Consider the following 22,336-nt stretch of genomic DNA (forward strand, 5'->3'; position numbering starts at 1 on the left):
GTAAAGAAATCTACACATATTAAAAAAGGGCTGAACAGCCCTTTTTTTACTATATTTATGCCTATTAGCTTTCTGGTGGCTTGTAACCTTCAATTTCAACATCTTTGCCTTCAAACAAAAAGCCAACCATTTGCTCTTCTAAAAACGTGCGATGTTCTGGATCCATCATATTTAGATGCTTTTCGTTGATCAGCATCGTTTGCTTATGTTGCCATTGGCTCCACGCTTCTTTTGAAATATTGTTAAAAACCTTTTCACCAAGCTCACCTGGGTAAAGTTGAAAACCAAGTCCTTCAGCTTCTTTTTGTAACTTTTGACAAAATACTGTACGTGCCATAATTGCTCTCTTCGCTTTTATTAATAAGGGCCCAATACTTATCAAACCCCAACTGAAATGATTAAGCTAATGTAGTAACTAGCTTTTTAGTTGGCGCTGCAAGACCAACCTCGACTGACCCAGCTAAAGGATACCAAATTAATTGCCGATCATTAACCATATCTGGCATTTTAGCCAAAATTAACATATGTGGGTTAATCGTCAGCTCAAAGTGTGAAAATACATGACTGAATGGCTTCAGTGGTTTACTTTCTAAAGGTAAGTTATGTTGAGCTATAAAGGTTTGCATCTGCGTTAACTCTTGAAATTCAAAAAAGCCGAACAGCCCCCCCCAAATACCTGAGCTCGGGCGCTTTTCCATCAATACTTTGTCATCAGACTGAATTATTAACTGATGACATGACTTTTTGGGCACTGCTTTTTTAGGCTTAGAATGTGGAAACTGTTTAACTACGTCCGCTTTAAATGCGCCGCAGCGCAAATTTAAAGGGCACGCACTGCAATCAAAACGACTGCGTGAGCAAACGCTTGCGCCCAAGTCCATCATTGCTTGATTAAATTCAGTAACATTTTCTTTTGGTGTTAACTGCTCGGATAATTGCCATAAAGTGTTTTCAACTTTTTTAACCCCGTACCAACCTTCAACCATAAAAAATCGTGCGAGTACCCGTTTAACATTACCATCTAAAATAGGGTGATGTTGGCCCAATGAAAGCGATAATATCGCTCCTGCAGTGGAGCGCCCGATTCCCGGTAAAGCCATAACTTGTTCAAGCGTGGTCGGAAACTTACCTTGATAGTCATCACGCACTATTTTGGCGCTTTTATGTAAGTTACGAGCCCGCGCATAGTAGCCAAGTCCTGTCCAATGGTGCAATACTTGATCTTCTGGCGCATTTGCAAGCGCCTCAATATCAGGAAAGCTTTGCATAAAACGTTGAAAGTAAGGAATAACCGTAGCTACTTGGGTTTGCTGTAGCATAACCTCCGAAACCCACACTTTATAAGGGGTTTTATTTAATTGCCACGGCAAGGTTTTCCGGCCATTGATGTGATACCAATCAACAACTTGGCTGGCAAACCAAGAGGCTTCATGCTGATTTAAATTCAAAATAGTGACTTTTATTACTCGACCTTAATATAGCGCTTAGTGTATACCTAAACTACCTTAAGGTGCGAGCGTCGTTAGAATTAAAAATGATTTAGGTAAAGCGTTGATTGCAAGTAATGGTTATTCCACTGTTGCAAAGTAACGCCTTGAAATTAAGTCTCTGTTAAACACCGAGTTCTACATCTTGAGGTGGTTTGGATATAATGGCGTGAATAAAAAGGTCAAGCTCTTGTGATCTCCCCCCCTGTCAGGGATAATACGCCACCATTTTTACTAATAGTTTCTATGTCAGGCCAACCATTATGAGTGAATCAAGTAAATCTAACCTTGAGCAAGCACAGCAAGAAGGTAAATATATCCGTACCATTCGCAGTTTTGTAAAACGCGAAGGTCGTTTAACCAAAGGCCAAGCGGCGGGTATCGAAAAGTGCTGGTCAACTATGGGGCTTGAACACAAAAACGGCCTACTTGACTTACAACAAGTGTTTGGCAACGATAACGACATAGTGATGGAAATCGGCTTTGGGATGGGTAAATCCTTGGTTGAAATGGCCAAAAACTCCCCACATTTAAACTTTATTGGTATTGAAGTTCATCGCCCAGGGGTAGGTGCATGTTTAATGGATGCCGATGAAGCGGGTGTAACTAATTTACGAGTATTTGAACACGATGCAGTTGAAATTCTAGCCGATTGTATTGCCGATAATAGCTTAACAACTATGCAGTTATTTTTTCCTGACCCATGGCATAAAAAGCGTCACCATAAACGCCGTATTGTGCAACCTGCCTTTGTTGAAAAACTACGTAGTAAACTAAAAATTGGCGGTGTATTTCACATGGCTACTGATTGGGAAAATTACGCCGAGCATATGCTTGAAGTTATGCAAGCAGCTGAAAATTTCAAAAATCAGTCAGCTGATAATGATTATGTGCCACGTCCAGATTTACGCCCATTGACTAAATTTGAACAACGCGGCCATCGCTTAGGTCACGGTGTTTGGGATTTAATGTTCGAACGTACTAAGTAGCCTGATCACCGGGTAATAAATTAACGATTAAAGGTAAAACCAACAATGAGCAAATTAACTAACCCTAGCCTCCTTTTACTGCGAAATAGCGAAGTCCTGGAAGGCAAGTCGATTTTGGTGGTCAATTTTGCTCAAGATGGCTTTTTAGCTGAGCTAAAAGAGCTTAACCCAAACAGCAGTATCACCGCTTTTAGTTATAACCATGCCAATGGTGAATACGCTAAGCGCTTTAGCAATATCAACACCGTTGTAAGTCATCAGATAGAAGATCAGCAATACGACTTAGTTGTTTACTATTACCCTAAAGCCAAACCTGAAGCATTAATGACTCTTGATAATATTCGTAGTGTAATTAGCGAAGGTGCTCAGTTACTGGTGGTTGGTGATAATAAAAGTGGTGTTAAATCAATTGAAAAACAATTCAAAGCCCGCGCTGAATTTAGCAATAAAATAGATAGCGCTAAACACTGTGCACTTTATGCATTTTCTGGTATTACTAAGCTTACTGCATTTACTATTAGTGATTACCACAAACCTTTTACGGTCGATATAGCTGACTTAAGCTTCCCTGCAATAAGTATCCCAGGGGTATTTAACCACGGCGAACTAGACGCAGGGACTAAAATGTTGCTTGAAAACGCGCCTAGCATCAAACAAGGTAATGTACTTGATTTTGGCTGCGGTGCAGGGTTAATTGCCACTTTTTTAGGTCTTAAAAACCCAAAACTTACCTTTAGCTGTAGTGATGTAAGCGCGCTTGCAGCGTACGCTACAACACAAACTCTGGCAGTCAATAACATTAATGGTAAAGCCGTTTTAAGTGATGGCTTACAAAATATTACCGGCACATTCGATCTTATTATTAGTAACCCGCCATTTCATACCGGCATTGCCACTGACTACACTGTTGCTGAGAAATTTTTATCTGGAGCAAAAACACATTTAACAAAAAGTGGCATATTAACCATCGTAGCTAACTGCTTTTTAAAATATCCACCCCTTCTAGAAGACCAGTTTGGGGCATATCGTACTGTATTTAAAAATAATAAATTTGCAGTTTATAGTAATAAGAATTGATATTTATTTGATAGTCAAAACAAAGTGATTAGATTTAACTTTTCCAATCATTTTTAACCCTCTTTGCTAGACTTAACAAATTATAGAATAAATACAATCAGGTCATTACATTCAATGCCCAAACAGATAAGACATACCAGTATAAAAAAGTAGCTGTTCAGTGCTGTAATGCTGGTAACCGCGTTATGTTTATCTTTGCCTTTTTCAATTTCAACCTATTTACATGTACCTGAGAAAAAGCAATTTATCGTCAATAAGTTCACCATTCTCGCACAAATAGTTTCATTTAACGCTCAAGAAACTGTACTTTTTGATGATAGAAAAACCAAAGATGAACGCCTAAAGTTATTCGAAACAACTTCGTTGGTTAAAGGTATTCATATTTATGCACTTAATGATGTGACTAAAAAACCGTGTTTTTACTAATTTTTAATTTTAATTTCTGAAAAACGCCATCAGTATGAAATTGTTAGGTGCTCTTTTGTTTTATTTGTAGATTTTCGGCCAATGTTAAAGCATCTTCACAAGTTCGTTCTACCTTTTTAAACCAGATGGATAGAGCGATAGAATTTCCGAGTACACACTCTCCACGCCAAGTTCGTTGTTCTTCTATGACTTACAACAAGGTATAAGAATACATTTAGTTAATAATAATGCGTTAACACCCAATAGATTTCCCTATTAAGTTAAATAAATTAATACAAAACAATCAATTTTTGAACTTTATCGCTTTTGTGATATCACATACATTGATGAAAGGTTAGAAGATGATATAATTCTTATTTGGACTGATACAATTATTCTTAATACATTAACCAAAGGTGAAAGTATTAGTTTTTTAGAAAAGGCGGTACCGCCTCTTTAGTCCAAAAAGGAAATAGAATCTGTCTGTATATCAATAAAAAGCAGTTGTTACAGCGAAACTTTAAAGTTCAATCGCGGTCACTGGCTGTTTCAAAGTTTCATCCAAATTGATTTTACTTGTTAACAATTGGATATACTCCTATAATCTCTAGTATTCGGTTTTATGATACAATACCGAATTAATTGTAAATAATATATTCCGAAAAAGGTTAATTAATAATGCAAACGCCAGTCATTCTGATTGTAGAGGATGAAGACGTAACTCGACTCAACCTCGTTAGTTTATTTGAAGCTGAAGGTTATAAAGTTATAGAAGCCATAGATGGCGATGACATGCATGACAAGCTTACAAATAACGATGATGTGAATCTTGTAGTTATGGATATCAACCTACCAGGCAAAAACGGGCTTATTTTAGCGCGTGAATTACGTCAAAAGCGTAATGTCGGACTTATTTTCTTAACGGGTCGTGATAACGATGTTGATCGTATTTTGGGCCTTGAAATTGGAGCAGACGACTATATCACTAAGCCGTTCAATCCTCGTGAATTGACCATTCGTGCACGTAACTTGATTACGCGTACAGCTCTTGGTGGTGAAGAGGCGAGTTTAGAAACCAATGGTGTTATTACCTTTAATGGTTGGGAACTTGATGAAAATAGCCGTTGTTTAACCTCGCCAAATGGTGATGCTAAACGTTTACCTAAAGGTGAATATCGCGCGCTTCGTTTAATGCTTGATTCACCAGGGCGTATTTTTAGCCGAGAACAGTTAATTAAGCATATGACAGGCCGCGAGTTACGTGCTAATGACCGAACTGTTGATGTGACTATTCGTCGTATTCGTAAGCATTTTGAAAGCGACAACAGCACTTCAGAGCTGATCAGTACTATTCATGGTGAAGGTTACCGTTTTATTGGTAAAATCGACAGCTGATAGTAATACACTAAGCAGCTAATCACTTAGCTGCTGCAAAAATAAATGAAGGGCATCTTGTCCCTCATTTATTTTATCTGCCAATACATCCAACCATAATTGTAATTCCTCATCACTTTGCTCAAGCGCGCCGTGTTCCATCTTTTTAGCATGTAACTGAACGTCATTTAAGCCTACAGAACCTGCAGCCCCTTTTAACTTATGAGCAACCGACTTGTATTGCTCTCGATCATTTTTCTCAAGAGATTCTGACATCTCTGTTTGATATTGTGGGTTAAGCTTAGCAAACAGTTCACTACTTCGTTCAAATACCACGACCCCCATAGAACTTACAAAATCTTCAATTGTTTCAACATCAAGTAGTGACATATTAATATGTTCAAGGGCTGACTTGTCGAGTTTAACTACATCCTTTTCACACTTAGGCTCTTGTTTTATTTGGAAAAGCTCTGCCAGTATTTTATCTAACTTCATAGTATTAATAGGCTTAGCCAGTGCTCCCTGAGTTGAAATACCTTCAAGCTCCTCTTCTGCGTTACGCACATTTGCCGTAAGCGCCACAATAGGCAAATTATCAAAATGATCATCATCACGGATTTGCCGTGCGACTTCATCGCCATTAATATCCGGCAACTGCATGTCCAATAGAATAAGGTCTAAATCATCCTCGGTATAGACAAATGATAAAGCATCTTCACCGGTTTCAGCCCATATAACCTCGTGACCACGTTGCTCTAATAAGTTGGTAGCAATTTCTGCGTTCAATGGTACATCTTCAACAAGTAAAATATTTAAACTACGTCCGGCATAAGATTGCTTTGTCGGTGCAATACATAAACTTAATGGGATTTCGACGACAAAACAGCTCCCCTCTCCTTCCGTACTGCTTACATGAATATGCCCATGCATAGCACTAACAAGTGCTTTAGTAACTGCTAAACCAATTCCTGACCCAATAGCATTAGTGCCTTTAATATCGGGGGCTTTGTAGTACATATCAAAAATACGATGTAACTGTTTTTGCGGTATACCTTGACCCGTGTCGTGTACACTCATCACTAACCAAGGACCATCTGCGCGATCTTCACGGCGACATTCAAGTTCCACTTTACCTTTTTGAGTGAACTTAACCGCGTTATTAATAAGGTTCCAAACTACTTGGCGCAAGCGGGTCGGATCTAATTGTGCATAAACATCGAGCATGCCTTTACGCTTAATTTCAAACTCTAAGCTTTTTTGTTCAGCTATAAGCCCCGCAAAGTTTACTACATCATTAATAAAATCAGACACATTAATTGAGTCAGTCATAATATCGAGCTGCTCACGATCAATTTTATCTAAATCAATAATATCATTAAATATATTTCCCAGAGTCTCGGCGCTTGAAAAAACTGTGTTACACCAACTACGTTGTTCCTTATCAAGCTCTGTATCCAGTAACATTCGTGTCAAGCCAACAATACCATTAAGTGGTGTACGTAACTCATGACTTAAAGTCGCGATAAATTTACCTTTATCTTTGTAGGCTGTTTCTAAGGCTTGAGCCGCTTCTTTACGGCTGGTGATATCACGTCCAAACGCTAATAACCCAATGTAATCGCCGTTGTCATTAATAAAAGGGAGTTTACGCATTTCAAACCAACGGGTTTCGTTACCCACTGGATATTCAACATCCAAAGTTATTGCTTGGTGCTTTTGCTCAACGACCTCATCTGTTCTTAGTACCTCAGGTAAAAAGCGGCTTGGGTAAATTTGCTCAGCGGTTTTGCCAATCAGCTCTTGGCTTGATTTATCCATGACTTCTTCAAACATTTTATTACAGCCAGCAAAAACGCCATTATTATCGCGGTAATAAAATAAATCTGGGGATGAATCGACAATAGAACGCAGTAACATCCCCTGCTGTGCCAGCTCTTGTTGCGTTTTCTTACGTTCAGCTATTTCTTTTCGTAACTCTTCGATAGCGCGGTGTTTGGCGTGAAAAGCCATTTTACGCTCATCAATCTCAACATTTAAGCGATTTATATTATCTTTTAAGGTTTGATTTAAAAGTTTTTCTTGTTTGGTAGCGGTGTCTAAATAAGCAAAGGAGGCGTCAAGCTGGCGTACAGAATTAATCAACAAACTAATAAGTAAAGGTGAGACAACAGCGGTAAAAAACATCACCGCAAGCACATCCAAAAACATCACTTCACCAACCGCTACATAATAAAACATACTGGTCAGTATCAGGGATACCACTAACAATAACCCATAGCACAGTGCCGCGGTTTTAAACTCACCAATTTTAGAGATAGAGCTAGAAAGAATACGAGCCCAAGGGCTCAAAGAAAAATCGATCATATATTACGTTTGTCTCTTCGCTTATTACTTGCGTTACTAGTATGTAGTTAAATAACCTGGGTTCAGGTTAAGTATATAAAACTTCAGCTCGTTGCGCAGCGACGAAAACCATTAACCCTTAAATTAGTTTACCATTTTTACATTAACAGTTTTCATGTTGTGCGATGAAAACATAAAATTTTCATCTTCAATCCACTTTTTCTTTATTTCGTGTAAAATACGCCGCCTTAGATTCACTAATAAATGAGTATAGCCATGCAAACTACAATGCCAGATATAGCAGATACAGCTGCCGCCTTACAAACAGGGTCATTAGATTGGGTTGGTATGGGTGAAATTGAACTGCCCTTTATTTTTGAATCGGCAGAATTGACACCTGTAACAGTTAACGCTAAAGCCCGCGCTTTTGTAAATTTACACAAAGAAGACGCGAAAGGCATTCATATGTCTCGACTTTACTTAGCCCTAGATAGGTTATCAACCGAGCAACAAGTTAACCCGCAAACAGTTGCGCAAGCTCTCGATACTTTTATTACCAGCCATGAGGGATTAAGTGATAAAGCATTAATTGAGTTTAAGTTTGAGCTACCACTTAGACGCAAGTCGCTATTAAGCGGTAAAGCTGGCTGGAAAAGCTACCCAATTACGCTAGCGGCTAAAGTTGACCGCGGCCAACTTAGTTTTGAACTTAGTGTTGACGTAACTTATTCATCAACCTGCCCTTGCTCTGCCGCTCTTGCTCGCCAGCTTATTCAAAACGCTTTTAACGAGCAGTTTCAAACCTCAGAAGTAAGCCAACACGCTGTACTTGAATGGCTTGGCACCACACAAGGTATCGTCGCCACTCCGCATTCACAACGCTCTATAGCTAATGTTAAAGTCAAACTTAGTAACACGATTAACAAATTTGACGTATTGAGTTTAATCAATAATTTAGAGCAAGAGTTAAAAACACCTGTTCAAGCAGCAGTGAAGCGTGAAGATGAACAAGAATTCGCACGTTTAAATGGCCAAAACCTTATGTTTTGTGAAGATGCCGCTCGAAAAATTAAAGCCCTACTAGATGCTAGTAGTTATGCCGATTACTGGTTGCAAATCAATCATTACGAATCATTACATGCCCACGATGCAGTCGCGATTGTAGTAAAAGGTATTGACGGCGGTTATCAGGCATAACAACGATAATAATATATACGGTGCTTTAACATACGACAGAAGATTTAAACACACAAATTGCTCGAGTAAATCAGTGTCAATTTGTTGTCGTGGAGTTACCGTATGGAATTCCTTTTATTATCAATTTTAGCGTTAGTTTTTTGAAGCCTCTGTTGTTGCGTCGAAGTTTACTGATGATGGTAGACCCCTGCCCCCCACGATCTGTGCGTACTAAAGCAAGTAAACCAGCAGTATTATCCCCTTCTCAAGCAAAGGCTCACTCTACGGCACTCGCTGAAATATAAAAGCGTAAATAACATTTTAAAATGCGAGTTTAAACTCGCATTTTTGTTTTTTATTACTAACTTTGGGTATAATCTAGATATTCAATTCGAGGAATCTAAAACTATGAATGTTGGTATTATTGGCGCCATGGAGCCAGAAGTTAAAATTTTACGTGAAGCAATGCAAAACCCAGTAACGTTGACTAAAGCAGGCTTTACATTTTATACAGGTTCACTTGCTGGTAACACCGTTACTTTAGTGCAATCTGGAATTGGCAAAGTCGCCTCTGCAATCGCCACTACTTTATTAATCGATAACTTTAGCCCTGATTGTGTTATTAATACAGGTTCTGCCGGTGGTTTTTCTTCCTCTTTAAGCGTGGGTGATGTGGTTATTTCATCCGAGGTTCGCCATCATGATGTTGATGTAACGGCTTTTGGTTATGATATTGGCCAAGTTCCACAAATGCCTGCAGGCTTTGCTGCGCACCCCAAGTTAATTGAAGCTGCTGAGCAAAGTATTTCAGAGATCAGTGATATAAAAACCCTTATTGGTTTAATTTGTACCGGCGACTCATTTATGTGTGACGCAGCTCGTATTGATAAAGCCCGAGCAGATTTCCCGTCAATGCTTGCCGTTGAAATGGAAGGTGCTGCAATAGCACAAGCATGTTACGCACTTGAAACGCCATTTGTAGTTATTCGTTCAATGTCAGATATTGCCGGTAAAGACTCTCCACAATCATTTGAAGAGTATTTAGAAGCCGCCTCTATAAACTCATCGAAAATGGTCGTTGCCTTACTTGAAAAACTGATCTCGGTCAGTTTATAAAAAGTTAATGCGGTTGTTCAAAACCATTTGGACTTTATCGTATTTATTGCTGCGCTCTTAGCTGAGCGCTATTAACCTTATCTTATTGATATTAATCGAATAAATTAATACATTTCTAAAGGTGATTTATGCTGCCTTTGCCAAGCATATTACTTATTACTCGGCGCTATTATCTAATTAAACTCTTTGCTAATGCCTTGAAAACACCAGTATGAAAAGGAAACCCACTCGCATAGCACGGCTCCTTAAACAAAAAACCACAGCCAAAGAGTTATTAAAACCACTTAAAATAATACTATTTATTATAGAGTTTATACCGCTTCGGCTAGTAACTCTGACTATTCTGGCAGAACAGCCACTAAACAAAGTATTCGTTATATAAAGCATCACGGACGGCATTTTTATCAAACCAATAGTGGCTGGCTATTAAGCGGATGTTCTGCATCTTTAGCTATTCAATTGGGGGGTTGCTGTTTATAAGAGAACCTAATACCATACAATGCGCGTTGGCACTGGTAGTGCTGCCAAATATTGATGATATTCCTAAAGCATTTTCTCTCATACAACAAGCTAAGAGTTTTGGCTCTTGACCCATTGTGAGTATCGAGCTGGCTTTTATCCTAATTAACTATCTTTAACTTGCACTAAACATAAAAAAACCAGCCGAAGCTAGTTTTTAGCTGAATTATAACTCGGCTTATTATGCCACGGTTACTTTTGCAAACCTACGCTTACCCACTTGATAAATATCAGAGCTACCTTTAGCTATTTCTAATTTGGTATCTGTTATTTTTATCTCACCGTTGAGCTTTACAGCGCCTTGTTTAATCATTCGCATGGCTTCTGAGGTACTTGCCACAAGGTTAGCCTCTTTCAAAAGGTTAGTAATGAAGATTGTTTCTTCCTCAATAGTTACCGTCAGTTCAGGGACTTCATCTGGTAAAGCATTTTTTTGAAAGCGCTTAATAAAATCCTGATGAGCATTTTCTGCATCTTGCTCACTATGAAAACGAGTAATTATTTCTTTAGCAAGTTGAATCTTAATGTCACGTGGATTAGTGCCTTGCTCAACACGCTGTTTAAGTTCAGCCATTTCTTCAATCGATAAAGCACTAAGTAACTCATAATAACGCCACATTAATACGTCACTAATTGACATTATTTTGCCAAACATCTCGTTAGGTGTATCAGTAATGCCAATATAGTTGCCTAACGACTTAGACATTTTTTGAACGCCGTCAGTACCTTCTAATAAAGGCATCATTAGAACGGTTTGAGGCTTTTGGCCTTCATCTTTTTGTAATTCACGACCCATTAATAAATTAAAACGTTGATCCGTACCACCAAGTTCAACATCAGACTCCAGTGCCACAGAATCCCAACCTTGTACTAGTGGGTATAAAAACTCGTGTATAGCTATTGATTGGTTGCCAGCATAGCGCTTTTTAAAATCATCGCGCTCAAGCATACGAGCAACCGTTTGACGAGCAGCTAATTTGATCATACCAGCCGCGCCTAGTTGCTCCATCCACGTTGAGTTAAATGCAACCGTAGTTTTGCTTGGATCAAGTATTTTAAAAATTTGCTGTTTATAGGTTTCAGCATTAGCTAAAACGTCATCTCTTGTTAGTGGCTTACGGGTTACATTTTTACCCGTTGGATCACCAATCATTCCCGTGAAGTCACCAATTAGGAAAATCACTTCATGACCTAAGTCCTGGAAGGTTTTCATTTTATTGATAAGAACAGTGTGGCCTAAGTGTAAATCTGGGGCTGTTGGATCGAAACCGGCCTTAATTTTAAGCTTTTTACCAGACTTTAGCTTTTCGACTAATTCGTCTTCAATTAATATTTGTTCTGCACCGCGTTTAATCTCTGCTAGAGCGGTTTGTAAATCCACTGTTTATTACTCCAAAAAATTCAGCTACAGGGTAATTCTAGCGTATATTAACGTCAGTTTAAATCCACAAAACACTGGTATTAACGCTTTATTAAGTATATCCTGCAATATTAGTACTTAATTATCTTGACAGCAGGAAAAGGCACGTTATGGTTCACGTGGTGCACAAGCTCCCTAAAAAACACAAATTGCTTATTCTTGGGTTGGTTTCTGCTATTATCGGCTTAACCTTTCTTCCTTCAGAAAAAGCCACCGCTTCAAAAGACAATAGTGCAGATGCACTAGAAATTGGTAAACGCTACGAGTTACAGGTTAAACTTGATGACAACGAAAAGCTAACTGAGCTAAATTCAGATAAAGCCGCAAAAAAGTTACCCGAATATGACCTTGTCGATTTTAAGGTTAAGAACGGGGATAATCTAGCTCTTATTTTTAAGCGTGCCGGGTTTTCTGCAGGTGACGTTTATAAGCTAGTTAATACTAATGCAGAAACGCGTAAGTTAACTAAAATCCATCCAGGTGAAACACTTAGCTTTGCAACTGCAGATGATGGCTCACTTGCACAATTACGTTATGTAATCTCAAAAACCGATACCTTATTTATTACCTTAAATGAAGAAGGTAATTATGACACTTCAATAGACAGTAAAGAAATCGAAACCCTTAGCAAATCTGCAGGTGGTGAAATTTCAAATAGCTTTTGGACATCAGGTATTGCCGCGGGGTTATCTGAGCGCCAAATTATGAACTTTGCTGATATCTTCGGTTGGGATGTAGATTTTGCTAATGATATTCGTAAAGGCGATAAGTTTGGCCTTATTTACGAATCACACTATGTAGATGGTGAATTCATTGGCACCGGTAAAATTATTGCAGCTGAATTTATTAGTCAAGATCGACGTTTTACTGCAATTCGCCATAGCGATGGACGCTTCTACACCCCTGAAGGGCGCAGTATGAAAAAAGCATTTTTACGAGCGCCAGTTAGCTTTAAATATATTAGCTCAAGCTTTAATCCTAAACGTTTACACCCAGTTACAGGCTTAGTTCGCCCACACCGTGGTATTGACTTTGCTGCACGTACAGGCACGCCAGTTGTAGCATCAGGTAACGGCAAAGTTATTAAAGCCGGCTACAGTAAGTATAATGGTAACTATATATTTATTAGACATGGCTCTAAGTATGTCACTAAGTATTTACATTTAAACAAAAAAATGGTTAAAACAGGCGCGCGTGTTAAACAAGGTCAAAAAATTGGCACCGTAGGCTCTACTGGCCGTGTAACAGGTGCCCACTTACATTATGAGTTTTTAGTAAACGGAGTACATCGCAATCCAAAAACGGTTGACCTACCTAAATCTGAACCACTTCCGCGTGAAGAATTAGCTAAATTTAAACCAATTGCAGATACATTCTTAGCGCAACTAGAACGCAACCGTGAGTTACAACTAGCTCTAAAATAAATAAAGTGTCGCTAATAAAACTTAAAAAGCCGTTACAGCTATTACTGTAACGGCTTTTTAATACCTAAGAGTCTATACCGGAGTCTATGCTGTAATGATTCACTCTTCGGCATCAATACACGTATCACGCCTTATGTAAAAACCAGCCCGCTCAATAATTTCACTGATTGAAGCGTAGCCACTAAGCCCGACTTGAATTAAAGTAACTGGGGCCATAATATGCAGATAATGACCGTTAATATCATCCCAATAACTTTTAAGCTCAGTGGTAAAATCAAACCTCTGCTACTTTAACTAATGCCACTTGTGCTAATTTTACGCCCAACTGCAACTTGATCTAATTTGAGCCCATCAAACTTACCATGTCAGCTCACACCGAGAAATAATGTGAGTTACATATTGTTCAGAGCTCATCTCACGAACTAACTTTTAGAAATCACGATATCATTAAAGTTGCCTTATATAACTACCTTACAAGAGATATAAAAGCGTTAATTTAAGAGTATATAAATCAATTGTACAACTAGGGAGATCATCACTAATGGCCAAATATATTTAGCGTACTTAGTGGCGCTATCTAAGCCTAATTTTGATTGGTACTTCTCTAATAAAGGCACGAGAATAATTAACGCAATAAAAAGTGAAATTAATATCACAAATATATTCATACTATCCTCTAAGTTATTAAGCTATCAATTTATTTATAATTTGAGTATACCTAAACGACAGACAAAAAAAAGCGCAGTAATCACTGCGCTAAAAGGTTGGAAGTAATCGTTTCATACTTCATTTAGTTTATAAACTTAACCAACCAATGCCAGTAATATACCAGCGGCTACAGCACTACCAAGTACACCGGCAACATTGGGGCCCATTGCATGCATAAGTAAAAAGTTATGCGGATTGCTTTCAAGACCCACCTTATTAACTACACGCGCAGCCATAGGTACTGCTGATACACCTGCTGCCCCAAGGAGTGGGTTAACGGGCGTTTTAGATATTTTATTTAAGCCTTTTGCCATAAATACACCTGAAGCTGTACCAATTGAAAATGCCAGTGCACCGAGCAATAAAATACCAATAGTTTCAACAGTTAAAAACTTATCTGCTGCAAGCTTTGAACCTACCGCTAAACCTAAAAATATAGTGGTGACATTAATAATTTCATTTTGTGCACTGTTACTTAGCCGATCAACAACGCCAGACTCGCGCATTAAATTACCTAAACAGAACATACCTACTAGTGGGGTAGCCGCGGGTAAAAACAATATAGTTAAACTAAGCACCATCAGCGGGAAGAAGATCTTCTCTTTTTTGGATACAGCGCGTAACTGCGGCATCTGAATTTGACGTTCTTCTGGTTTCGTTAGCGCACGCATAATTGGCGGTTGGATAATAGGCACCAATGCCATATATGAATAAGCTGCAACGGCGATTGCGCCAAGTAGATCAGGGGCAAGTTTAGAGGCTAAGAAGATTGCTGTAGGCCCATCTGCCCCACCAATGATAGCGATAGCGGAAGCATCTTGTAAACTAAACTCAAAACCAGGCACATAATTTAATAGTATTGCGCCAAATAAGGTAGCAAAAATACCAAACTGCGCCGCAGCGCCTAGCAATAGCATACGAGGGTTAGCTATAAGCGCACTAAAGTCTGTCAGTGCCCCAACGCCCATAAATATAAGTAATGGGAATACACCAGTATCAATACCTATATGATAAACGTAATACAGTAGACCACCGGGGTCGGATAAACCGGCCACCGGGATATTTGTTAGTATTGCGCCAAAACCAATAGGTACCAATAATAAAGGTTCAAAGTTTTTAGCGATGGCTAAAAATAACAATAAACAGCCAACTGCAATCATAACAAGTGCAGGAAAAGTAAGGTTTGCGATGCCTGTGGCGTTCCAGAGGCTTAATACTCCATCCATCCTCTGTACTCCTACGCTAATGTGATCATGGCATCACCCGTAGATACTGAATCGCCTTCAGTAACGAGTATTTCTGAAATTGTGCCTGCATGGGTCGCACGTATTTCGGTTTCCATTTTCATAGCTTCCATGATGACAACCACTTCACCTTCTTCAACAGCCTGACCTGCTTTTACTTTTATTTTGAAGATATTACCAGCAAGTGGTGCATTTAGCGTTTCAGACGAAGCTACTGACGCTGATTGTGGAATAAGCTCGCTGTCTTTAAGCGTTACTTCTTTAAGCTCACCGCCTTGTGCAACGACAACGTCATAAACCTTGCCATCAACCTTAACGCTGTACTGTTCAGCAGTAACGGTTTTATCAGACGACTCGTTCGCTGGCTTTTCTGATTTAGCCGATTCAGCGCTAGGCACTGGCTCAAATGCATCAGGGTTATTGCGGTTTTTAAGGAATTTAAGGCCAATTTGCGGGAATAATGCATAAGTTAATACATCATCAATTTTTTCATCGCTAAGTTCAATACCTTGCTCCTGTGCTTCTTTTTCAAGCTCAGTTTGCAGGGTTTCAAGCTCTGGCACTATCTTATCAGCAGGGCGACAAGTAATTGCCTCTTCCCCTTCTAGTACGCGCTCTTGTAGTTCTTTATTCATTGGCGCAGGGGTTGCACCATATTCGCCTTTTAATACACCGGCAGTTTCTTTAGTAATCGTTTTATAACGCTCACCAGTTAATACATTTAATACTGCTTGCGTACCCACTATTTGCGAGGTCGGTGTAACCAATGGTAAAAAGCCTAGATCTTCACGAACACGTGGGATCTCAAGCAATACTTGGTCAAGCTTATCGCCAGCACCTTGCTCTTTAAGCTGGCTTTCCATGTTAGTTAACATGCCACCAGGCACTTGTGCGAGTAGAATACGACCATCAACGCCCTTTAAACTACCTTCAAAAGCGGCGTACTTTTTACGAACATCACGAAAATACGCTGCAATTTCTTCAAGCTGATTTAAGTCAAGTTCCGTATCGCGCTCAGTGCCTTCAACTATCGATACAATGGTTTCAGTAGCACTGTGGCCATAAGTCATACTCATTGACGAAATTGCAGTATCAAGCATGTCAATTCCTGCATCTATCGCTTTTTGATAAGTAGCAGTACTTAGCCCTGTTGTTGCATGGCACTGCATTGCAATTGGAATCGATACGGTTTCTTTTAAGCCTTTAATTAACTGCTCACAATCATAAGGTTTTAATAACCCCGCCATATCCTTAATACAAATAGAATGACAGCCTAGCTCTTCAAGCTCTTTTGCAAGCTTTAACCACATGTCTAACGTATGTACTGGACTTACAGTGTATGAAATGGTTCCTTGTGCATGCGCGCCAACTTTAACAGCCGCTTTAATGGCGGTTTCAAGGTTGCGTACATCGTTCATCGCATCAAAAATACGAAATACGTCAACGCCATTTTTATGGGCGCGCTCAACAAACTTTTCTACTACATCATCAGCATAATGACGATAGCCTAATAAGTTTTGACCACGCAACAACATTTGCTGCTTGGTATTTGGCATTGCGGCTTTTAAAGAACGAATGCGCTGCCAAGGATCTTCACCTAAATAACGAATACATGAATCAAAAGTAGCTCCGCCCCATGATTCTATTGACCAATAACCTGCGTCATCCAGTTTACTCGCAATTGGTAACATGTCATCAAGGCGCATACGTGTAGCCAGCAATGATTGGTGTGCGTCACGTAGTACAAGCTCTGTCAGTTTTAATTTAGCCATGAATTACCTCTTAGAATTATTGTTTGTTATTGTATTGAGCAATGGCCGCACTGATCGCAGCAACATGTTCACTAGGAACACCCTTTGCTTGAATTGACGCCTTTCGAGCAAGCGGCGCAACGGGATTTTCAAACCGCGCAGCTATTTTGGACATAAGTGAAATAGCCCAAATTAAAAACGAAAGAAAAAGAAATACTCCCACCATGCCTGTCAGCATTAAACTTGCCGCGGTAGTAAGTAAAGCACCTACATCCATCTTGCTCCCCTTGATAACTCAACCGAACAATTAAATAAAAATCCGATTATACTTAATATTTATGCACTAATCATAACAAAGCTCTATTTATTGTCTAGCACTTTGTCAAATGGTATAACCAATTACTACTAAAGTAACATATCAATATTTAACTTAATACTGTTGATAACAATGAAAACCGATAGGACTTAAACGATAAAAGCACTCGATATAGATAATAATTATAAAAGCGAAAAAACATGTGAGATTTAGCGCTTTAAAATAATGGCACTATAAAGAAAGTTAACTTAACATGAAATTGGTCTTACCAAGAATAAAATAGATATTATACGCTTATTTACGTATAAAACTCTCTGCGCCATAACTTACATTAATGGTATGAATAAGTTACATGACAAGTCGTAAAAATTACGTAACACTCAAATATACCCAGCTTGGAAAATAAATTAAAACAATAAAAATCAACAACTTAAAAAGTGGCACGTAACTCGCTTATCAATGATACGAACGATTTAGATGAACCAAGGAGAATACAATGTTACGCTGGACAATTACGTTTCTAGTTATTGCGTTAATCGCTGCAGTGTTAGGTTTTGGTGGTATCGCTGGTGCTGCTGCAGGAATAGCAAAAATAATCTTTTTTATATTTTTAGTACTATTAGTTATTTCATTAGTTTCTGGTGCCTTACGAGGAAAAAAACCCTAGATACTAATTAACTTATTAATCTTTTTAACCTTCGACAAGGAATTACATTATGAAATCATCAACAATTAAAGCAGGTGTTATCGCATTATTCGCAAGTTTTTTTATTATGGGTTGTGAAGATAACCATGCTGAGGATGCCGGAGAGCGCATTGATGAAGCTGTAACAGACGTGCAAAATGGTGTTGAAGACGCCTGTGAAGAAGCTAAAGAAGGCATGAATGCTGAAGAAACGAATTGCTAATAGCAATTTAGTTTAAAATTAAAAAAGCGACCCAATTGGGTCGCTTTTTTGTTATTAATTAAACCTATCTTATACTTAATTAAAGTCTTGCTTCAAGCATAAGGCGTTTCATATCGCGCACGGCTTTGTCTAAACCATCAATGGCTGCGCGAGCAATAATTGCATGGCCAATATTTAGTTCATATATTTCGGGCATTGCGGCAATCGGTTTTACATTGTGATAATGCAGTCCGTGGCCTGCATTGACGACTAAGCCAATACTAGCAGCATACTCTACACCTTGGCGGATATGTTCAAGCTCTTTTTGTGTGTCAGCATCATTTTGTGCATCCGCATAAGCGCCAGTATGAATTTCAACATAAGGGGCATTACACACTTTTGCGGCATCTAACTGGGCTTTATCTGCATCAATAAATAATGACACTTTAATGCCCTCATTGCTAAGCCTGGTAGTAGCTGCTTTTATTTTATCAAGATTTCCTGCCACATCTAAACCACCTTCAGTGGTAAGCTCTTCTCGCTTTTCAGGCACTAGGCAAACATATTCAGGCTGTATTTCAAGAGCAATATCAATCATCTCATCGGTTACCGCAATTTCAAGATTCATACGAGTTTGAATAGTTTTAGCCATAACATACACATCACGATCTTGAATATGACGTCTGTCTTCACGTAAATGAATAGTGATACCGTCCGCCCCCGCATGCTCTGCCACACTTGCAGCGTGTGCAGGATCAGGGTAACTAGTGCCGCGAGCTTGGCGTAAAGTAGCAATATGATCAACGTTTACACCTAAAAGAATGTCTTTCATGTTTTTACCTGTTTTTAAATTATTTAATAAAAAGCTCACGGCTTTTCAATGGCTTACTACCTAATAATGGTTTCATTAAGTAACGGCTTAGTTGTTTAGCAACGTGTAATACATCGTCTTGACGAAAATCATGTTGTGAAATAGCAATGAGTTGCAAACCTGTAAAACCGCTAACGGCTTTATCATTTTGTGCAATAAAACCCTGCTCTTCAAAATAGCGATAAAGCTTATCTTGATGGATTTTTTCACCTTCAGCATCATAGTCAAAATCAACTCCATAACCTAATAATTCAAGCAACTGAAATTCATACGAACGTAATATCGCCTGAGGCTCTTTTTCAATGCTTAACTTAGTTAAATGTTGTTGATATAAATTAAATGCCTGCTCTATAGGCTCATTAATTGGCACTATGCGATTTGTTAGCTCATTGAGGTAAAAGCCGCAATAAAGCTTATCGCCTGTAAGCTTCGGGGAGACGCCATGAAGCTCAAACCGATTAATATACTTTAGCTCATACTTACCGCTGTAATGGATTAATAGTGCTTGAAAAGGTTGTAGTTGAGCTTTATGTTTAGTGGCTTTGCGGCCGCTAATGCGTGCTAGCATTCTAAGCTGGCCAACACCTTCTACCAACACATCTAGCATTACTTGTGAATCACTATAAGGACGTCGGTGTAATAAATATGCTGTGTAGAAGTCGCTATCCATAGAGGTGATTAAAGAGGCTAATCTTCACCATAACCTAAACTACGTAAAGCACGCTCGTCGTCAGCCCAACCAGATTTAACTTTTACCCAAAGCTCTAAAAACACTTTATTATCGAGCATTTCTTCAAGATCTTTACGAGCTTCACGGCCAATAACTTTTAGCTTTTCGCCTTTGTTACCAATCACCATACGCTTTTGCGTTTCACGCTCAACTAAAATAAGGCCATTGATGCGCCATACACCGTTGTCTTGCCATTTAAATTGTTCAATTTCAACGGTCACTGAATAAGGAAGTTCTTCACCCATAAAGCGCATTAGCTTTTCACGAATAACCTCAGCAGCCATAAAACGCATTGATCGGTCGGTAACATAATCTTCGGGGAAGTAAAACTCACAAAGCGGTAAACGCTTAGTTACTTCGTCTTTAATTAGACTTAAGTTTTTACCTTGCGTTGCTGATACAGGCATGATGCCGATAAAATCAAACTTATCGCTCAACCATTTCATATGCGGCAGTACTAAGTCACGATCTTTTACCAGATCGATCTTATTCATCACAAGTAAAACCGGCTTACCGCTTCTCTGAACTTTGTTAAGCACCATCTCGTCGTCAGCATTCCAGTGCGTGCCTTCAACTACAAAAATAATCAGTTCAACATCCCCAATAGAGCTTGATGCGGCACGATTCATTAAACGGTTAATTGCGCGCTTTTCTTCAACATGAAGGCCCGGTGTATCAACATACACCGCTTGATGTTTACCTTCGGTATGAATACCCATGATACGGTGACGTGTAGTTTGTGGTTTACGCGAGGTAATACTTACTTTTTGCTCAATAATTTCATTAAGCAGCGTTGATTTACCTACATTCGGTCTACCAACAATAGCAATCATGCCACAGTAAGTGTCTAATTCTTCAGTTTTAGACTGGATCAGGGTATCAAGATTCATGTTTAAATAACTTTAATGCTTTTTCAGCCGCTTTTTGCTCTGCTTTACGGCGTGAGCTGCCAACTGAGATAATACTATCCATACCGTCAACTATACATTCAACCGTGAACGTTTGATTATGAGCCTGCCCTTTTGTGTCAACAACAGTATAACCAGGCAATGATAATTTGCGTGCCTGTAAATACTCTTGTAGTAAGGTTTTAGGATCTTTTTGATTAAGCCCTGGAGAAATAGCATCTAAACGAGACTCATACCATGCTAATATCAAATCACCACAGCTATCTATATCTGAATCTAAGAACACCGCGCCTATAATTGCTTCTACAGCATCAGCAAGGGTTGATTCGCGTCTAAAGCCACCACTTTTAAGCTCACCCGGACCTAAGCGTAAATAATCACCTAGTCCAAACTCTAAGCCAAATTCAGCTAAAGTTTGCCCGCGCACAAGGGTTGAGCGCATACGGCTTAAGTCACCTTCACGTGCCTTTGGGAACTTGCTATACAGTGCGTTGGCAATGACAAAGCTTAAAATTGAATCACCTAAAAACTCTAAGCGTTCATTATGTTGGCCTTTATGGCTACGATGCGTCATTGCCTGCTCAAGTAAGGCTTGATCAGCGAATGTATAACCTATTTTTTTATATAACTCTGTTACGTTTTTTTTCATCGTTACTGAATATTACCTAGGCGCTCAAAACGAACACCAGTTGGAACCCATCCGGGTAAAATGTTCTCTGGGCCATTTTCAAATTCAAAACTCATCCATATAAAGACGGCTTTACCCACTAAGTTTTCTTTTGGTACAAAACCCCAAAAACGACTATCTTGACTGTTGTCGCGGTTATCACCCATCATAAAGTAATGATCTGCCGGTACTACCCACTCATCAGATGGAGTTCCTGGCTGCTGATAGTAACGCCCTTTTAATTCGAGCGCTTCTGGGTTAATTAAAATATCATGTTGTACTGCGGCTAAATTTTCATTTAAACGCACTAAATCCATTGAGCCTTGCTTAAATTCATCACGATTGATAATTTCCATATCAACCTTATTATACTCATTACATAAAAGTTCGCCCTGTTGGGTTTCGCCTTGACTGCAATTTGGTTGAATATAAAGACGCTTATTACGATAAACAATTTTATCACCAGGTAAACCAATTGCGCGCTTAATGTAATCAACCCTATCATCAAGCGGATATTTAAATACCACAATGTCACCACGTTCTGGCTCACTCACATCAGCTAACTGAGAACGCCAAACAGGATCTTTAATTCCATAAGCATATTTTTGCACTAAAATAAAATCACCCACTAATAAAGTAGGCATCATAGAACCCGATGGGATTTGAAACGGTTCAAAGATAAATGAGCGAAAAATAGTGATCGCTGCAATCATTGGAAAAATAGATTTTGCCGTTTCAGTTATGCTCGGTTCTGGAGCAACTAATGCTGCAGCCTCTTCACTTAGCTCCCCACCAGCTGAACCTTTCGCAAGGGCTAAGCGCTGCTGTCTTTTGGGCGCATAAATAAAATGATCAATTAACCAAATTAAACCAGAGCCTAACGTTAACAGCACTAAAAAAACTGAAAAGTAACCCGCCATGCAT

Annotated in this window: 21 protein-coding genes and 1 pseudogene; 10 read left to right on the forward strand and 12 right to left on the reverse strand. The window is 39.0% G+C overall.

Annotated elements, in window-relative coordinates; translation table 11 throughout:
• Positions 1-64: 64 nt before the first annotated feature.
• Complete coding sequence (locus ACT3RM_RS06630) at positions 65-337, reverse strand: oxidative damage protection protein (RefSeq protein ID WP_441834616.1); 273 nt, start codon at positions 335-337, stop codon at positions 65-67.
• 61 nt (positions 338-398) lie between these two features.
• Positions 399-1,448, reverse strand: coding sequence for an A/G-specific adenine glycosylase (gene mutY / locus ACT3RM_RS06635; RefSeq protein WP_441834615.1), 1,050 nt, complete (start codon positions 1,446-1,448; stop codon positions 399-401).
• A gap of 302 nt (positions 1,449-1,750) precedes the next feature.
• Between mutY and trmB the strand changes: the two genes are divergently transcribed.
• The 4 genes from trmB (at position 1,751) to arcA (ending at position 5,353) form a co-directional block, all read left to right on the forward strand.
• A complete protein-coding gene (trmB, locus tag ACT3RM_RS06640; RefSeq protein WP_441834614.1) occupies positions 1,751-2,476 on the forward strand; it encodes a tRNA (guanosine(46)-N7)-methyltransferase TrmB in 726 nt (241 codons plus the stop codon).
• Positions 2,477-2,521: 45 nt separating this feature from the next.
• Positions 2,522-3,553 carry a methyltransferase gene (locus ACT3RM_RS06645; protein WP_441834613.1) on the forward strand — a complete coding sequence of 344 codons (1,032 nt, stop codon included), beginning with the start codon at positions 2,522-2,524 and terminating at the stop codon, positions 3,551-3,553.
• A gap of 168 nt (positions 3,554-3,721) precedes the next feature.
• A complete protein-coding gene (locus ACT3RM_RS06650; protein ID WP_441834612.1) occupies positions 3,722-3,979 on the forward strand; it encodes a hypothetical protein in 258 nt (85 codons plus the stop codon).
• A gap of 657 nt (positions 3,980-4,636) precedes the next feature.
• Positions 4,637-5,353: a two-component system response regulator ArcA gene (gene arcA, locus ACT3RM_RS06655; protein WP_441834611.1), complete on the forward strand. Its 717-nt coding sequence runs from the start codon at positions 4,637-4,639 to the stop codon at positions 5,351-5,353.
• An 18-nt stretch (positions 5,354-5,371) separates the two neighbouring features.
• Here the strand turns inward: arcA and arcB are convergent, their stop codons facing one another.
• Positions 5,372-7,696 carry an aerobic respiration two-component sensor histidine kinase ArcB gene (gene arcB, locus ACT3RM_RS06660; protein ID WP_441834610.1) on the reverse strand — a complete coding sequence of 775 codons (2,325 nt, stop codon included), beginning with the start codon at positions 7,694-7,696 and terminating at the stop codon, positions 5,372-5,374.
• 255 nt (positions 7,697-7,951) lie between these two features.
• Here arcB and folE2 point away from each other — a divergent pair, with 255 nt between their 5' ends.
• The 3 genes and pseudogenes from folE2 to mtnN all read left to right on the forward strand — a co-directional run bounded on the left by folE2 (position 7,952) and on the right by mtnN (position 9,967).
• A complete protein-coding gene (gene folE2, locus ACT3RM_RS06665) occupies positions 7,952-8,872 on the forward strand; it encodes a GTP cyclohydrolase FolE2 (RefSeq protein ID WP_441834609.1) in 921 nt (306 codons plus the stop codon).
• Between the two features lie 206 nt (positions 8,873-9,078).
• A pseudogene (locus ACT3RM_RS06670) lies at positions 9,079-9,156 on the forward strand (DUF2726 domain-containing protein); the annotation flags it as partial.
• 103 nt (positions 9,157-9,259) lie between these two features.
• Positions 9,260-9,967: a 5'-methylthioadenosine/S-adenosylhomocysteine nucleosidase gene (gene mtnN, locus ACT3RM_RS06675; protein WP_441834608.1), complete on the forward strand. Its 708-nt coding sequence runs from the start codon at positions 9,260-9,262 to the stop codon at positions 9,965-9,967.
• 700 nt (positions 9,968-10,667) lie between these two features.
• On the opposite strand, the gene tyrS is transcribed toward mtnN, so the two are convergent.
• A complete protein-coding gene (gene tyrS, locus ACT3RM_RS06680; protein ID WP_441834607.1) occupies positions 10,668-11,867 on the reverse strand; it encodes a tyrosine--tRNA ligase in 1,200 nt (399 codons plus the stop codon).
• A 149-nt stretch (positions 11,868-12,016) separates the two neighbouring features.
• On the opposite strand from tyrS, the gene ACT3RM_RS06685 reads away from it, so the two are divergent.
• On the forward strand, positions 12,017-13,330 hold the full coding sequence (locus ACT3RM_RS06685) for a peptidoglycan DD-metalloendopeptidase family protein (protein WP_441834606.1): 1,314 nt from the start codon (positions 12,017-12,019) through the stop codon (positions 13,328-13,330).
• An 803-nt stretch (positions 13,331-14,133) separates the two neighbouring features.
• On the opposite strand, the gene ACT3RM_RS06690 is transcribed toward ACT3RM_RS06685, so the two are convergent.
• From ACT3RM_RS06690 to ACT3RM_RS06700, 3 genes are read right to left on the reverse strand one after another with little or no spacing between them, the layout of a single operon-like run.
• Positions 14,134-15,264, reverse strand: a complete 1,131-nt coding sequence (locus tag ACT3RM_RS06690; protein ID WP_441834605.1) for a sodium ion-translocating decarboxylase subunit beta — start codon at positions 15,262-15,264, stop codon at positions 14,134-14,136.
• 11 nt (positions 15,265-15,275) lie between these two features.
• Entirely contained in the window at positions 15,276-17,054 is a 1,779-nt protein-coding gene (gene oadA / locus ACT3RM_RS06695) for a sodium-extruding oxaloacetate decarboxylase subunit alpha (protein WP_441834604.1), read from the reverse strand.
• A gap of 16 nt (positions 17,055-17,070) precedes the next feature.
• Entirely contained in the window at positions 17,071-17,310 is a 240-nt protein-coding gene (locus ACT3RM_RS06700; protein WP_441834603.1) for an OadG family protein, read from the reverse strand.
• A gap of 535 nt (positions 17,311-17,845) precedes the next feature.
• On the opposite strand from ACT3RM_RS06700, the gene ACT3RM_RS06705 reads away from it, so the two are divergent.
• Positions 17,846-18,016: a DUF1328 domain-containing protein gene (locus ACT3RM_RS06705; RefSeq protein ID WP_069188181.1), complete on the forward strand. Its 171-nt coding sequence runs from the start codon at positions 17,846-17,848 to the stop codon at positions 18,014-18,016.
• Positions 18,017-18,065: 49 nt separating this feature from the next.
• Positions 18,066-18,257 carry a hypothetical protein gene (locus tag ACT3RM_RS06710; RefSeq protein WP_441834602.1) on the forward strand — a complete coding sequence of 64 codons (192 nt, stop codon included), beginning with the start codon at positions 18,066-18,068 and terminating at the stop codon, positions 18,255-18,257.
• Between the two features lie 79 nt (positions 18,258-18,336).
• Here ACT3RM_RS06710 and pdxJ read toward each other — a convergent pair whose 3' ends face one another.
• From pdxJ to lepB, 5 genes are read right to left on the reverse strand one after another with little or no spacing between them, the layout of a single operon-like run.
• Positions 18,337-19,068 (reverse strand): pyridoxine 5'-phosphate synthase, encoded by a 732-nt coding sequence (pdxJ, locus tag ACT3RM_RS06715; protein WP_441834601.1) that lies wholly within the window; start codon positions 19,066-19,068, stop codon positions 18,337-18,339.
• A 19-nt stretch (positions 19,069-19,087) separates the two neighbouring features.
• Entirely contained in the window at positions 19,088-19,777 is a 690-nt protein-coding gene (gene recO / locus ACT3RM_RS06720) for a DNA repair protein RecO (protein WP_441834600.1), read from the reverse strand.
• Positions 19,778-19,794: 17 nt separating this feature from the next.
• Positions 19,795-20,727 (reverse strand): GTPase Era, encoded by a 933-nt coding sequence (gene era, locus ACT3RM_RS06725; protein ID WP_441834599.1) that lies wholly within the window; start codon positions 20,725-20,727, stop codon positions 19,795-19,797.
• The gene (rnc, locus tag ACT3RM_RS06730) at positions 20,717-21,394 is read right to left on the reverse strand and encodes a ribonuclease III (RefSeq protein WP_441834598.1); all 678 of its coding nucleotides are present in this window, start codon (positions 21,392-21,394) and stop codon (positions 20,717-20,719) included. The genes era and rnc overlap by 11 nt, the downstream gene beginning before the upstream one ends.
• A 2-nt stretch (positions 21,395-21,396) precedes the next feature.
• A complete protein-coding gene (gene lepB / locus ACT3RM_RS06735) occupies positions 21,397-22,332 on the reverse strand; it encodes a signal peptidase I (RefSeq protein WP_441834597.1) in 936 nt (311 codons plus the stop codon).
• Positions 22,333-22,336 lie beyond the last annotated feature (4 nt).

The organism is Pseudoalteromonas sp. AOP7-A1-14 (assembly GCF_052376275.1).
Lineage (GTDB): Bacteria > Pseudomonadota > Gammaproteobacteria > Enterobacterales > Alteromonadaceae > Pseudoalteromonas.

Excerpts from the sequence above, each read along its gene's own strand:
- ACT3RM_RS06630 (WP_441834616.1), bottom strand. The coding sequence starts at position 337 with ATGGCACGTACAGTATTTTGTCAAAAGTTACAAAAAGAAGCTGAAGGA.
- trmB (WP_441834614.1), top strand. The coding sequence starts at position 1,751 with ATGAGTGAATCAAGTAAATCTAACCTTGAGCAAGCACAGCAAGAAGGT.
- ACT3RM_RS06645 (WP_441834613.1), top strand. The coding sequence starts at position 2,522 with ATGAGCAAATTAACTAACCCTAGCCTCCTTTTACTGCGAAATAGCGAA.
- ACT3RM_RS06650 (WP_441834612.1), top strand. The coding sequence starts at position 3,722 with ATGCTGGTAACCGCGTTATGTTTATCTTTGCCTTTTTCAATTTCAACC.
- arcA (WP_441834611.1), top strand. The coding sequence starts at position 4,637 with ATGCAAACGCCAGTCATTCTGATTGTAGAGGATGAAGACGTAACTCGA.
- arcB (WP_441834610.1), bottom strand. The coding sequence starts at position 7,696 with ATGATCGATTTTTCTTTGAGCCCTTGGGCTCGTATTCTTTCTAGCTCT.
- folE2 (WP_441834609.1), top strand. The coding sequence starts at position 7,952 with ATGCAAACTACAATGCCAGATATAGCAGATACAGCTGCCGCCTTACAA.
- mtnN (WP_441834608.1), top strand. The coding sequence starts at position 9,260 with ATGAATGTTGGTATTATTGGCGCCATGGAGCCAGAAGTTAAAATTTTA.
- ACT3RM_RS06685 (WP_441834606.1), top strand. The coding sequence starts at position 12,017 with ATGGTTCACGTGGTGCACAAGCTCCCTAAAAAACACAAATTGCTTATT.
- ACT3RM_RS06690 (WP_441834605.1), bottom strand. The coding sequence starts at position 15,264 with ATGGATGGAGTATTAAGCCTCTGGAACGCCACAGGCATCGCAAACCTT.
- oadA (WP_441834604.1), bottom strand. The coding sequence starts at position 17,054 with ATGGCTAAATTAAAACTGACAGAGCTTGTACTACGTGACGCACACCAA.
- ACT3RM_RS06700 (WP_441834603.1), bottom strand. The coding sequence starts at position 17,310 with ATGGATGTAGGTGCTTTACTTACTACCGCGGCAAGTTTAATGCTGACA.
- ACT3RM_RS06705 (WP_069188181.1), top strand. The coding sequence starts at position 17,846 with ATGTTACGCTGGACAATTACGTTTCTAGTTATTGCGTTAATCGCTGCA.
- ACT3RM_RS06710 (WP_441834602.1), top strand. The coding sequence starts at position 18,066 with ATGAAATCATCAACAATTAAAGCAGGTGTTATCGCATTATTCGCAAGT.
- pdxJ (WP_441834601.1), bottom strand. The coding sequence starts at position 19,068 with ATGAAAGACATTCTTTTAGGTGTAAACGTTGATCATATTGCTACTTTA.
- recO (WP_441834600.1), bottom strand. The coding sequence starts at position 19,777 with ATGGATAGCGACTTCTACACAGCATATTTATTACACCGACGTCCTTAT.
- era (WP_441834599.1), bottom strand. The coding sequence starts at position 20,727 with ATGAATCTTGATACCCTGATCCAGTCTAAAACTGAAGAATTAGACACT.
- rnc (WP_441834598.1), bottom strand. The coding sequence starts at position 21,394 with ATGAAAAAAAACGTAACAGAGTTATATAAAAAAATAGGTTATACATTC.
- lepB (WP_441834597.1), bottom strand. The coding sequence starts at position 22,332 with ATGGCGGGTTACTTTTCAGTTTTTTTAGTGCTGTTAACGTTAGGCTCT.